We start from the raw sequence: 13,941 nt of genomic DNA on the forward strand, positions 1-13,941 counted from the left end.
AACTCCCTCGCCAAAGAGCAGGAAGTGCTGACTAATATCGCCGACATGGCCATCAAAACCTACGTGGCCGAAAGCACCCTGCTGCGCGTGGAGAAGGAATTGCCACCAAGGCGAGGAGGCCCTGAGCCGCGAGTTGGACATGGCCCGCGTGTACCTCTCCGACACCATCGACATCGTGGAGAAAGCCGGTAAGGAAGCCAGGGCTTTTTTAGTTTGGGCCGAAGCCGCGCCGGCGGCGCAAAACAACGCCGCGGCCACCAGGGCTTGGGCGCGAATGGAAAAAAGAGACATAGAAAACAGGAATAAGAAAGACTATTCGCGCGGGCCCCCCCGCGCAGTTTTGGGTGGGAAGCTAATTCATTTTGACGGTAACGGCACTGCCGGCGTACTGCACGGTGGGGGCCCCAGCAGCCGCATCAGGGGCCCAGGCGGTGGGCTGGTCCTTGCTCACCCACACCACCCGGAAGTTGCGCTGGGCCGCCATGCCAGGAAAGGTACCCTGCCGGGCCCCAATGGTCAGGGTTTTGGCGCGTTCGTCGTAGCTGAGCGGGATGTTGGCGAAGGCGCCCTTTTCGTAGTTGTAGTTCGTGCCCTCGTCTTCGTAGAGCGTGAAGGCCGCGTCCTTGCCTGTGTACACGTAGAGCGTGATAGGGTCGGCGGTCTTTTCGGCGGTGTACTGCACGGCCGGACCAAAGGGCAGAATCGAGCCTTCTTTTACGTAAAGCGGCATGCGCTCCAGGGGCGCGTCGGCCGTCAGGGATTGGCCGCCGGGCAGGTACTTGCCCGAGTAGAAATCGAACCAGCCGGTGGTGGCCGGCAGGTACAGCTTCCGGTTGCGGGCCTTATAATTGGTCACCGGGTTCACGAGCAGGCTGGGGCCGAACATGAACTGGTCGGCGATGTTGCGCACGGCCGGGTCGGCGTTAAAATCGAGCACCAGCCCGCGCATCAAGGTCGAGTTTTGGTGGTGGGCCTGCCCGGCCAGCGAGTAGATGTAGGGCATCAGTCGGTAGCGCAGCTGGTCGTAGTACAGCATGCTCTCGTAGGCCGGGTGGCCAGCCGGGGCCACGTTGAAGATTTCGCGGTACGGAAACTGCCCGTGCACCCGGAACAGGGGGCAAAACGCGCCGTACTGGTACCAGCGGGTTTGCAGCTCGCGCCACTCTTCCTGGTCGGTGGCGTTGGGGTGCTCGTAGCGCCGCTCCACGGCAAAGCCGCCGATGTCGGACGTCCAGTACGGCAGGCCCGAGAGCGAGAAGTTCAGGCCGGCCGGAATCTGGTTCTTAAAGTCTTCCCAACGGGCCCCAATGTCGCCGCTCCAAATGGCCGCCGCGTAGCGTTGCGAGCCGGCGTAGCCCGAGCGCGTCAGCAGAAACACCCGCTGGTTGGGCGCCGTGCCGCGCTGCCCTTCGTAAATGCCCTTGGCGTTTTGCAGTGGGAAGGCATTGAAGTACTGCGTGGAGGGCCCCAGGAAAGTGGGCGTCATCAGGGCCTTGCGCGTGGCCACCGTGGTGTTGGAGTAGATGTCGGGCTCCGAGGCGTCCATCCACCAAGCATCAATTCCCTTGTTAAACAGCTTGGTGCTGAGCAAGTCCCAGAACGCCGTGCGCGCCGCCGGGTTGAAGGCGTCGTAGAACGTGGAGGTGTAGCCCGGGGCAATCCAGTCCTTGGTGCGGTCGGCAATGTTGCGCTTGAACAAGTACCCCTTGTCGTTGAACGCCTTGTAAGTAGAAGCGCCTTCGTAGAACTTCGGCCACACCGAAATCATGAAGTGCAGGTGGTCGCGCTCGTGCAGCGTCTTGATGAGCCCGTCGGGGTCGGGGAAGCGGCTGGGGTCGAACTCCTGGCTGCCCCAAGCGTCGGGCTTCCAGTACGACCAGTCGAGCACGATGTTGTCGATGGGAATCTGGCGCTTGCGAAACTCGGCGGCCACGTCCAGCATCTCCTGCTGGGTTTTGTAGCGCTCCCGGCTCTGCCAGAAGCCCAGGGCCCACCGGGGCATGATGGGCGCGGGCCCCGTGAGGGTGCGGTAGCCGCTAATTACCTCATCGGGCGTGCCCTGCACGAAGTAGTAGTTGATGTCGCGCCCCGCTTCTGAGCGGAACGAGTACTCGTTTTGGGCCCCGCCCACCAGCGGGCTCAGCCACTGCAGGCCGAGGTACGACTCGCTGCCGTCGGGGTTCCACTCCAGCTTCAGGGTGTACTTGCGGCCCTTCACCATGTCGAGCGGCACCAGCGCCGTGCCCGGGTTCCAGGCCTGGCGCCACTTGTCTACCATCAGCTTGCCGTCGATGTAGAGCTTGGCGTAGCCCGCGTTGCGCAGTAAAAAGTGGTGCAGGCCCGTGGTTTCCGACGCAATACTGCCCTCCCAGGTGGCCAGCGCGTCGCCCAGCTTCAGCCCCACCGGGAAGTTCTTCTGGTCCTCCAAAAAGTCGTACTGAATGACGGATTCGGGCCGCTGGAACAGCACCTCGCTGGGCTTATCCTTCTTGACGTAAGTAGCCGTGAGCCAGCCCTCGTTGCCCTCTTTCGAGAACAGCTTGAGCGTGTTCAGCGGCTCGTAGTCACGGCTGTCGCCGGCCTTCGTGATGGAGTAATTGTCCCACAGAATGCCGTAGTTCCGGCTCGAGAGCAGGAAGGGCACGGCCACGTCGGTGTTGTTCTGGGTCAGGTCCACTTGCTGGCCCTTATAGTTCATCACCCCGTTCTGGTGCTGGCCCAGGCCGTACAGCCCCTCGTCGGCGGGCGAGGCAAACACCTGGCGCACTTGGTAAAACGCCTGCCCATCGGCCTGCACTGGCATGAACGACGCGCCCCCGCCGGCCGGTTCAGCCAGCAGCACGTTCCCTTTCTTATCAGTGAAGGTGACGGCCCCCGTAGCCAGCGCCACGGTGGCGTTGAGCGTGGCAGTACTCAGGGTGGCCTCCCCTTTCTTCTGCTTGAACTGCCAGGAGACTGGGGGCCCCTGGGGCGCTACGGCCATCAGGCTAGCCACCGACGATACCGAGTCGAGCGGGCTGCTGCGCACATGCACAATGTTATTGGCCACCACTTGCAGCCGCACGGTGCGCACGGCCAGCGCACGAGCCGGCGGCAGGTGAACAAGGACGCCGTCGGGCAGGCGCTGCACGGTGGGCGACTGGGCCGCGGCGGGTAGGGCCAGGGCCGCAAGGAATCCTAGCCGGAGGCCGGCCGAAGAATTAGGCATTTTTCTACAAACGTTTGTGTGGTGCAAATAACGCATGGCCGAGCTCCCGGGTCGCATTGGCACCTAATATTGTGCGCCTTTGGGGCCCCAGTAGCACCCATTGCGGGCAGTGTACCTGTTCCGCAGCGGCCATTGCTTACCGTGGCAGCAGCAGTAGGCCCTAGGGGCCCACTCCAATGCTGGCTAACGGCTGCGCAAGGCTTCGATGGCGCTTACAACGTGGGGTGGTAGCGCTGCACGGCGCACAACATAAGCTGCGCCTAATGAGTATTTGCAAAACCTGGTATATCTTTAGCAATCGATTGTCAGGACAAGTTAAGCGATGACTTAAAACATTCATTCATTGACTCTTTCGTAATTGTTTGACGCCCTACTCAAAAGCACCTATGCAATCAATTGCATAGGTGAATAAAATAAATATAGTAACGGTTCCATGCTTGTTGCCACCGGGTAGGTGTTCAACTGGACTCGCCCGTCTTCCACACCTCTTTTCCTTTTTACCCCCACTTTTTCAACTGTATGCAAAATTCTTACATGCACTTATTTTCGCAGCGCGCCATGCTCTTGGCAACCCTAGGGTTGCCGCTGGCCGTGGCGCCCGCCGCCCGTGGAGCCGTGCTGCTGCCCACGGTACACCGCTACACGGTGGCAACCGTGCCCGTGTCGGGCCGCGTGACGCAGCCCAACGGCGAGGGCCTGCCCGGCGTGACGGTGCTCGTGAAAGGCACCACCACCGGCACTAACACCGACGCTAGCGGCCGCTTTACTCTTGACGTACCCGAGGGCGGCACCTTGGTGTTCAGCAACGTGGGCTATGCCCGCCAGGAGGTCGCCATTACGGGAGCTAACAGCAACCTAACCGTAGCGTTGAAGGAAGATGCCCAGGCCCTGAGTGAAATTGTAGTAGTGGGCTATGGTACCCAGGAGCGCCAGAGCGTGACGGGCGCCGTGGCATCGGTGTCGGGCCGCGATATTGCCACCCAGCCGGTAGCCGACCCGGCGCAGGCCATCCAGGGCCGCGCAGCGGGCGTGCAGGTTACATCCAACGGTGGCTCGCCGGGCGGGCAGGGCGGTACATCCATCCGAGTGCGCGGCATTACCTCGGCTGGCAACAACTCGCCGCTCTACGTAGTAGACGGTTTCCCACTGCCTTCCGCGGACAACGGTACGGAAATCAACAACATCAACCCGAACGACATCGAAACCATCGATGTGCTGAAGGACGCCTCGGCCACGGCCATCTACGGCTTGCGTGCCGCCAACGGCGTGGTGCTGATTACGACCAAGCGCGGCAAGGCCGGCACCTCCAACATCAACATCGATGCGTACGCGGGCGTGCAGAACGTGTGGCGCCAGGTGGGCTTGCTCAATTCGCAGCAGTACGCTACGCTCAACAACGAAGCCACGACCAACTGGAACGCGCAGAACGCTGCCGACCCAACCTTCTCGCCCGCGCCGTTCAACTCCCGGTTTAACACGCCCGCCAAAATTGCGGCCCTGCCCTCGACCAACTTCCTAGACGCTATTTTTCACCCGGCCCGGATTCAGAACTATTCCGTTTCGGCCACGGGCGGCAGCGAAAAGGCGCGTTACGCAATTAGCGCGGGCTACTTCCAGCAAAACGGCACCATTATCGGCTCCGATTTCCAGCGCTTCACGCTGCGTTCCAATGGCGAGGTTAATCTATCAAAATCCCTCAAGATTGGCAACACGATTGCCTTTAGCCACCAGGAAGAGCACCCGTTGAACGGCGAAAACGACGAGTTCGGGGGCCCTATCCAACTGTCCATCCAAGCGCCGCCTTTCCTGCCGATCTACGACGCTAACGGCGGATTTTACGAGTTTGGCAGCACGGCAGAGGACAACTTCGGCGAGGAAAACCCAGTGACGAAAGCGTTGCGGCAGACCAATAAAAACAACCGTAACCGCGTTACGACCACGTTTTATGCCGAACTGGAGCCCATTAAGGGCCTGCGTTTGCGTAGCAGCGTAGGGGCCGACCTGCAGTTCAACCAGAACGACCAGTACAGCCCTTCCCTGCTCAATTCGGCGAAGTACACGACGCAGAACGCCTTCGCCAGCAGCGCCTCCAACTACAACCCCAGCTACCTGATTGAAAACACGGCTACCTACAGCCACCTCTTCGCTGAAAAGCACAACCTGACCTTCCTGCTTGGCCAGTCGGCCCAGCAGTTCGACTACTTCTACCTGAACGGCAGCCGCACCGGCTACCAAACCAACACCCTTCGGCTGCTGGATGCGGGCCCAATCAACGCCCAGATAGCCAACGGTGGCGGTAATGGCCAGAGCCGGCTGCTTAGTTACTTCGGCCGCCTGAACTACGATTTTGCCGGCAAGTACCTGTTCCAGGCCATTGCTCGTTTCGACGGCTCGTCGGCCTTTGGTCGCGACAACAGCATCGGCTTCTTCCCCGGTGTATCGGCGGGCTGGCGCATCTCGGAGGAAAGCTTCCTCAAGGACGCGAGCACCGTCAGCAACCTGAAGCTGCGCCTGGGCTACGGCAAGGTAGGTAACCCCCTAAACGCGGGCAGCTTTGCCTACACGGCCCTCGTCAACTCCTCGGTCAGCTCGTATGGCGGGCCGGGCACGGGCTACGTCTTCGGCTCGGGTGCTCAGAACCTGTCCCAGGGCAGCATCGCCACCCGCTTGCCCAACCCCAATATTGCCTGGGAAAACAACATCCAGTACAACGTGGGCGTGGACCTGGGCCTGTTCCAGAACCGCGTAAGCGCTTCGCTTGACCTGTACACCCGTACCTCGCCCAACCTGCTGCTTTTTGTGCCGGCGTCCTACGTTTCGGGCACCCGCGAAGCAGTACCGACCAACGCGGCCGCTTCCCGTAACCGGGGTGTTGACCTGTCAGTGACCACTAATAACTTCGTGAATTCCGGCGATGGCTTCACGTGGAGCACCACCCTGAACATATCGGGCTACCGCAGCCAGGTTACCTCGCTGGGTGGCGGCGCACCATTTCCTGGGCAGGGCATCCGGGGTGGCGGCAGCCTGACGCGCTTCGACGTAGGCCAGCCCATTGGCGAATTCTACGGTTATGCATCCGATGGCATTATCCAATCGGCCGACGAGTTGGCCGCGCTGAATACCCAGTCGCCCACTGGATTTTACCAGGCTTCGGGCACGCGGGCTGGCGATATCAAGTTCAAGGACTTGAACGGCGATGGCGTCGTTAACGGCGACGACCGCACGTTCATCGGTAATCCAAACCCAAAGTTCACTTATGGCCTGAATAACACGTTTGCCTTCAAAGGTTTCGACCTGAACGTGTTTCTGCAAGGCTCGCAGGGCAACGACGTGTACAACCTGAACCGCTACTACCTCGAAGGCTTCGGCCTAGCGGCGGCCTCCAACGGGGGCACCATCGCCCTAGACCGCTGGACCGGTACCGGCACGAGCAACGACGTGCCCCGCGCCGTGTTGCAAGACCCGAACCAGAACAACCGCGTTTCGAGCCACTTCATAGAGAACGGCTCCTACGCGCGCATTAAGCTGCTCACACTGGGCTACAACCTGCCCCAGTCGCTGCTGACGACGCTGCACGGCCAGCGCGTTCGGGTGTACGTGAGTGCCCAGAACCTGCTCACTTTCACCAAGTACACCGGGTTTGACCCGGAGTTGGGCAACCAAGGCAACAGCCTGGGTGTTGACCGCGGCATCTACCCCCAAGCCCGCGTCTTTCTAGCCGGGGTAAATTTCGGCTTCTAAGCTGGAACTGCTGGTTGGTAGTCAATAGCTAACTACTTGGCCACCAACCAGCAGTTCTGATTTACTTTTCTCGTTCCTGACTTTTAATATCCCACATAGATGAACGCTTTATCTTTAAAAAAGCATGCCCTGGGCACCGCGCTGCTCACGCTCGGGCTGCTCGGTACCAGCTGCACCAAAGACTACCTGGAGCTACAGCCGCGCAACGCGGCTTCAAACGAAACGTTTTACACGACCCAGACCGCGGCCCTGCAAGCCACTACCGCGGCGTACACCCAGTTGCAGCAGGCTGGCTTCGTGAACCACGCGCTCTGGATCATGGACATCATGGCGGACAACTCCACCACCGGCGGCGGGGGTGGCACCGACGGCATCGAGTTTCAGCAGGTCGATAACTTCTCCATTCCGCCCAACAACCCCACCACCACCGACCTCTTTCAGCGGGCTTACCTGGGCATTGGCGCCGCCAACCAGGTGCTGCTGCACGTGCCCGAAATCGCGGTGATTGACGCGAACATTAAAACCCGGTCGATGGGCGAGGCGGCGTTTCTGCGAGCCTTGTACTACTTCTACCTGGTGCGGACCTACGGCGATGTGCCCCTAGTGCTAACCCCCCCCGCGGGCCCGGCCGAAGCTTCCAGCCTGTCCCGCGACCCGGCGGCGATGGTGTACGCGCAGATTATCATTGACTTGAACGATGCCATCAAGAATCTGCCGCTGCCCTCCACCTACACGGGCGAAGACATTGGCCGGGCCAGCAAGCTCTCGGCGATGGGCCTCTTAGCCAAGGTGTACCTCACGCAGAACGACATGACCAACGCGGCCACGCAGGCCGATGCGACCATCACCGCGGCCTTGGCCGATGGCAAAAAGTTGTGGCCTAACTACGCCGACAATTTCAAGGTAGCTAATGAAAACGGCCAGGAGTCGCTGTTTGAAGTGCAGTTCAAAAGCGGCCTAAACCTGTACATTCTCGAAGGGCCGGGTTCGGCGATCAACGAGTTCTGGGGGGCCCGTTTCTTTGGCAATCCTTACGTGGTAAGCAGCGGTGGCTACGGCTACAACATTCCCGAAAAGGAATTCATGGACGGCTACGAGGCCGGCGACAAGCGCAAAGCGGCGACCGTGTTTGTACCCGGCGACCTATACACCGACGGCCCGTTGGACAACAGCGGTAAGGTGCAGGTGCAGCCCACCAGCCTACAGGGTAGCCCGAACGGCTACAACATCCGCAAGTTCTACGCCGGTGGCTTGTCCACCATCTGGGATTCGCCCCTGAACGTGCCCATCCTGCGCCTCTCCGAAATGTACCTCATCAAGGCAGAGGCCGGCGGTACCGGCGCGCTGGCGGCTCTCAATACCGTGCGTAGCCGTGCAGGCCTGCCCCCTGCCACCAACACCAGCCAAGCCACCGTGCTGAAGGAACGCCGCTACGAATTTGCCTTCGAGATGGACCGCTGGTACGACCTGAAGCGCACGAAAACGCTGCTGACCAACCCCAGCCTGATTTCTAAAGGCATTAAGTCCTTCAACGACCTGATGCCCATCCCGCAGGCCGAGCGTGACGTGAACCCCAACCTCACGCAGAACCCCGGGTACTAACCTGCTCCTTCTTTGCTAACCGAACGGCCGCTAATTTTAGCGGTCGTTCTTTTTTCTGGTCAATTGCGTTACTTACCTGTATGCTGCTAAAACTACTCGCCGGCGCCGCCCTTGCGCTGGGGCCCTGGGGCCCTGGCCCAAGCCACGGCCTGGGTTACGACCACCGCCACGGCCCCCTGGCGCACCCAGCCCGCGCCGCGCGCCACCGCCGCCCGGGGCCCCGCCGACGCCGAAATCGACCTGACTAATCCGGCGCAAACCATCACCGGCTTCGGCGCCTGCTTCAACGAGCTGGGGTGGACGTCGCTGGCTTTGCTAAAGCCGGCCGACCGCGCCGGCATTTTTCGGGAGCTGTTTGCGCCGGGCGTGGGGGCCAACTTCACCATTTGCCGGATGCCGGTGGGGGCCAACGACTTCTCGCGCGATTGGTACTCGTACGACGAGACGCCGGGCGACTTTTCGATGGCCAACTTCAGCATCGCTAACGACCGCGAGACGCTGATTCCGTTCATCAAGCAGGCCCAGGGGCAGTACCCGGCCCTGCGGCTGTGGGCCTCGCCCTGGAGCCCGCCCACCTGGATGAAGACCAACCACCACTACGCCGCCGCGGCCGTGCTGCCCGAGTATAAGAAGGTGTTTCCGACCCTAGCCGACAATGGCCTGCCGGTGGACCGCCAGGGCAAAGAAGGCCATAACCTGTTTATTCAGGACGATATGTACTTCACGGCCTACGCCTTGTACTTCCGCAAGTTCATAGAAGCCTATAAAGCCGAGGGCATTACCATCGGCATGGTGATGCCGCAGAACGAGTTCAACTCGGCGCAAGTGTTCCCCAGCTGCCCCTGGACTGCTACCGGGCTGGCCCGTTTCATCGGCTACCTGGGGCCCCAGATGGCGCCCAGCAAAACCGACATTTTCTTCGGCACCATGGAGCGGCCCAATGAGGCACTGGTGGACACCGTATTGCGCGACCCGCGCAGCGCACCCTACGTGCACGGTGTGGGCTTCCAGTGGGCCGGCAAGGCGGCCATTGCGGGCATTCACCGCCGCTACCCCGACCTAGCTTTGTACCAATCGGAGCAGGAGTGCGGCGACGGCCAGAACGACTGGAAGTACTGCCGCTACACCTGGGACCTGATGAAGCAGTACCTCGGCAACGGCGCCAACGCCTACTTGTACTGGAACATTTCGCTCAAGCAAGGGGGCCTCAGCCGCTGGGGCTGGCGCCAAAACTCGCTGGTGGCCGTGGACGAAGCCGCCCACACTTACCAGTGGACACACGAATACTACTTGATGAAGCACCTGAGCCACTACGTGCGGCCGGGGGCTCGGCGCTTGCCCGCCCGGGGCCCCTATGCTAATTTGCTGGCGTTTCAAAACCCCGACCGTAGCATCGTAGTAATACTCCAAAACCCCGACGCGGTGGCCCGCACCGTGGCCATCCGGGTGGGCACGCGCACATTCGCGCCGCAACTGCCCGCCGACTCGTTCAGTACCTTGGTGCTGCGCTAGTCCCGGCCCCCTGGGGCCCCGTCCTTCTCCACTTTTCATTCCCAAACCAATGTCCGCACTTCCCAAGAAGAAGCGCAAGCTTCGTTCCGAATTCACCGCCCCGGCGCCGCTGCGCCTGCTGGCGGCCACTGTGCTGCTAAGCGGCGCCGCGCCGGCTGTGGCCCAAACCAAAACGCCCGCCACGGCCACCGCTCCCGCCAAAGCCCCAGCCAAGGGCGCGCCCCAACTGGGCAAGGCCAGCCTCAAGGAAGTGCTGGCGGCCCTCACGCCCGAAGAGAAAGTGCAGCTAGTGGTGGGCATGGGCTTTTACCCCGCCGGCTTCCCGCCCGGGATGCTGCCCGCCGGCAACCCCGGCGACGACAAGATTCCCGAGAAAGTACCCGGCGCGGCCGGCCGCTCGCACGCCGTGCCGCGGCTCGGCATTCCGTTGCTCACGCTCTCCGACGGGCCCGCGGGCGTGCGCATCGACGCTATCCGGGGCAAGGACAGCACCAAAACCTACTACGCCACGGCCTTCCCGGTGGCCACGCTGCTGGCCAGCAGCTGGGACACGGCGCTGGTGCACAAGGTGGGCGTGGCCTTCGGCAGCGAGGTGCGCGACTTTGGCATCGACGTGCTGCTGGCGCCGGGCATGAACATCCACCGCAACCCGCTGGGCGGGCGCAATTTCGAGTACTACTCGGAAGACCCCGTGGTAGCCGGCCACATGGCCGCGGCCTTCGTGAACGGCATCGAGTCGAACGGCGTGGGCACGTCCATCAAGCACTTTGCCGTGAACAACCAGGAGTTCAACCGCATGCAGCTTAACTCGCACGTGAGCGAGCGGGCCCTGCGGGAAATCTACCTGCGCGGCTTCCAAATTGCTGTGAAAACGTCGCAGCCCTGGACGGTGATGTCGTCGTACAACAAGGTGAACGGCACCTACACCTCCGAGAGCCACGACCTGCTCACCACTCTGCTGCGGCAAGAATGGGGCTTTAAAGGCCTGGTGATGACCGACTGGTACGGCGGCCACGACGCGGTGGCCCAGCTCAAGGCCGGCAACGACCTGCTGATGCCCGGCGTGTACACCCAAACCCAGGCCATCCTGGGGGCCCTGAAAAGCGGGGCCCTCACCCCCGCCCAACTCGACGCGAACGTGACGCGCGTGCTGGAGTTGGTCCTCAAGTCGCCCACCTTCAAAGGCCACAAGTACACCAGCCAGCCGGCCCTGAAGGCTGACGCCGCCGTGGCCCGCCAGGCCGCCGCCGAAAGCATGGTGCTGCTGCGCAACGAAGCCGGGGCCCTGCCCCTGGCCGCCGGCCGCAAAGTGGCCCTGTTCGGCAACGCTTCCTACAACCTGATTGCCGGCGGCACCGGCAGCGGCGACGTGAACCGCGCCTACACCGTTTCGTTGGCCCAGGGCCTGGCCAGCGCCGGCTACACCGCCGATGCCCGGCTCAGCCAGGGATACGCCCAGCATCTGCGGAACGAGAAGGCCAAGCTACCCAAAACCCGCGGCCTGCTCGACCCCGCCCCGGTCATCCCAGAAATGGCGGCCGAGGCGCTGGGCCTGGCGCAAACCGCCCAGGCGGCCGACGTGGCCGTGGTGACGCTGGGCCGCAGCGCCGGCGAGGGCGGCGACCGCCAGGAAACCGACGATTTCACCCTCACCGCCGCCGAACAGGCTCTATTAAAGCAAGTAGCCACCGCGTTTCACGCCCAGAACAAGAAAGTTATTGTCGTCATCAACACCGGCGGCGTGGTAGAAATGGCCAGCTGGCGCAACCAGGTCGACGCCATTCTGCTGGCCTGGCAGCCCGGCCAAGAGGGCGGCAACGCCATGGCCGACGTGCTTAGCGGCAAAACCAACCCCTCGGGCAAGCTGGCCACCACCTTCCCCGTGGCTTACAAGGACGTGCCCTACAGCACCGACTACCCCGGCAAGCTGCTGGATGCCAGCGCCGGCGGCAATTCGTTCATGGGCAAGCCCTCGGAAAACACCTACCAAGAAGGGATTTATGTAGGCTACCGCTACTACAGCACCTTCAAGGTGAAGCCGGCCTACGAGTTCGGCTACGGCCTGAGCTACACCACCTTCACCTACGGCAAGCTCAAGTTGAGCGCCCCCACCCTGGCGGGCAAAATCACGGCCAGCATCCAGGTAACGAACAGCGGCAAGGTGGCCGGCAAGGAAGTGGCCCAGCTCTACGTGCACGCCCCCACCGGGGCCCTGGCCAAGCCAGAAATCGAGCTGAAAGCCTTCGCCAAAACCGGCCTGCTGGCCCCCGGCCAGTCGCAAACCCTCACCTTCACCCTTACCGCCGCCGACCTGGCCTCCTACAACACCGCCACCGAGTCGTGGGTAGCCGACGCCGGCACGTACACGGTGCGCGTGGGGGCCTCGTCGCTCGCTATCAAGGAGGCGGCCACTTTCCAGGTGCCCCAGGCCGTGACGGTGGAGAAAAGCCGCAAGCTGCTGGCCCCCCAGGCCCCCATCACGGAGATGAGCGCGGCGGCGAAATAACCGCCCGCGCCCCGTTCCCTGCGCCCCCGTTGGACTTGGTCCGGCGGGGGCGCAGTAATTTCCGGGCCGGCCGGGGCCCTATTCTTCCGCTGTTTTACTGCTTCCCACCCATGCGGTTCCGCGTTTTACTTCCGCTTCTGGCGCTGCTGCCCACCCGCAGCCCCGCCCAGGCGCTGCCCCGGGTGCTGGCCTATTTGCAGCGCATTGCGGGTACCCACACGCTGGCAGGGCAGCATAACCGCGAGCCCAGCGCCGAGCCCACCAAGTGGACCGATTACGTGTTTCGCACCACCGGCAAGTACCCGGCGCTGTGGAGCGGCGACTTCCTGTTCCAGCAGGAAAACATCGACCAGCGCTGGACAATGATCAAAGAAGCCGAGCGGCAGTGGCGGCGCGGCGCGGTCGTCAACCTGATGTGGCACGCCTGCCCCCCGGGCTCCGGCGAGCCCTGCGGCTGGGACCCCGGCCTGATGAACGCGCCCCTCACCGATGCGCAGTGGCGGGAGCTCGTCACCGACGGCACAGCCCTGAACAAGGCCTGGCAAGCCCGGATGGACGACATCGCCGTGTACTTGCAGTACCTCAAAGACCGGCACGTGGAAGTGCTGTTTCGGCCGCTGCACGAGATGAACCAGGGCAAGTTCTGGTGGGGCGGCCGCCCGGGGCCCCAGGGCACGGCACGTCTCTACCAAATCACGCACGACTACCTGCGTACCACCAAGGGCCTCACCAACTTGGTGTGGGTGTGGGACATGCAGGACCTGCGCCGCGACTTTGCGCAGTACAACCCTGGCGATAAATACTGGGACGTGTTTGCCTTCGACGTGTACGGCCAGGGCTACGACCAATCGTGGTACGACTACATCCGCCCCATCGTGGGGCCCAAACCCATGGCCATCGGCGAGTGCGCCGTGCTGCCCACGCCCGCCGTGCTGGCTGCACAGCCCCGCTGGGTGTTCTTCATGGCTTGGGCGGAGCTGTTACCGGAAAAGAACTCTGCCGAAGCCATCAAAACGCTCTACAACGACCCGCGGGTACTTACGCTGGATGAGCTGCCAAAATACTAGGGCCCTCGGGGTCCCATCGTGGCAATAAGTATTCCCGAGCAACCAATGCAACGGCGTGTTGGCCGCTTGCTACCACAGAAAAGCCCCACCGCACAGTGTGCGACGGGGCTTTTTTGCAGCTGTTAAAACCGCATTAGTTACTCGGCTTCGGCAGGTCTTTTTCCTTGGCCCGGCGGTTTTTGCGCTTGGGGAGCTGGTCGCTCTTGTCCTTTTGCTGGCCCAGGCGCACCCGGTCGTCCGAGGCAAGGCCCGGCGACGAGGCGTCGGGGCTCAGCGGGGCCCCCGAGGCGGCGGGCGTAGTGGTG

Annotated in this window: 7 protein-coding genes; 6 read left to right on the forward strand and 1 reads right to left on the reverse strand. The window is 62.5% G+C overall.

Annotation, left to right across the window (positions count from 1 at the left end):
• Nucleotides 1-45 precede the first annotated feature (45 nt).
• Nucleotides 46-192: a hypothetical protein gene (locus BEN49_RS30760; protein ID WP_369073199.1), complete on the forward strand. Its 147-nt coding sequence runs from the start codon at nucleotides 46-48 to the stop codon at nucleotides 190-192.
• A gap of 160 nt (nucleotides 193-352) precedes the next feature.
• Here BEN49_RS30760 and BEN49_RS03310 read toward each other — a convergent pair whose 3' ends face one another.
• Nucleotides 353-3,208: a TIM-barrel domain-containing protein gene (locus BEN49_RS03310; protein ID WP_070740717.1), complete on the reverse strand. Its 2,856-nt coding sequence runs from the start codon at nucleotides 3,206-3,208 to the stop codon at nucleotides 353-355.
• 519 nt (nucleotides 3,209-3,727) lie between these two features.
• On the opposite strand from BEN49_RS03310, the gene BEN49_RS03315 reads away from it, so the two are divergent.
• From BEN49_RS03315 to BEN49_RS03335, 5 genes are all read left to right on the forward strand, one after another.
• Complete coding sequence (locus tag BEN49_RS03315) at nucleotides 3,728-6,949, forward strand: SusC/RagA family TonB-linked outer membrane protein (protein ID WP_070740720.1); 3,222 nt, start codon at nucleotides 3,728-3,730, stop codon at nucleotides 6,947-6,949.
• A gap of 99 nt (nucleotides 6,950-7,048) precedes the next feature.
• A complete protein-coding gene (locus BEN49_RS03320; protein ID WP_070740723.1) occupies nucleotides 7,049-8,551 on the forward strand; it encodes a RagB/SusD family nutrient uptake outer membrane protein in 1,503 nt (500 codons plus the stop codon).
• A gap of 111 nt (nucleotides 8,552-8,662) precedes the next feature.
• A complete protein-coding gene (locus BEN49_RS03325; protein ID WP_070740726.1) occupies nucleotides 8,663-10,063 on the forward strand; it encodes a glycoside hydrolase family 30 protein in 1,401 nt (466 codons plus the stop codon).
• 49 nt (nucleotides 10,064-10,112) lie between these two features.
• A complete protein-coding gene (locus BEN49_RS03330; RefSeq protein ID WP_083325725.1) occupies nucleotides 10,113-12,569 on the forward strand; it encodes a glycoside hydrolase family 3 C-terminal domain-containing protein in 2,457 nt (818 codons plus the stop codon).
• A gap of 110 nt (nucleotides 12,570-12,679) precedes the next feature.
• The gene (locus BEN49_RS03335) at nucleotides 12,680-13,636 is read left to right on the forward strand and encodes a glycosyl hydrolase (RefSeq protein WP_204376042.1); all 957 of its coding nucleotides are present in this window, start codon (nucleotides 12,680-12,682) and stop codon (nucleotides 13,634-13,636) included.
• The last annotated feature ends 305 nt before the right edge of the window (nucleotides 13,637-13,941 follow it).

The organism is Hymenobacter coccineus (assembly GCF_001816125.1).
Classification (GTDB): Bacteria; Bacteroidota; Bacteroidia; order Cytophagales; family Hymenobacteraceae; genus Hymenobacter; species Hymenobacter coccineus.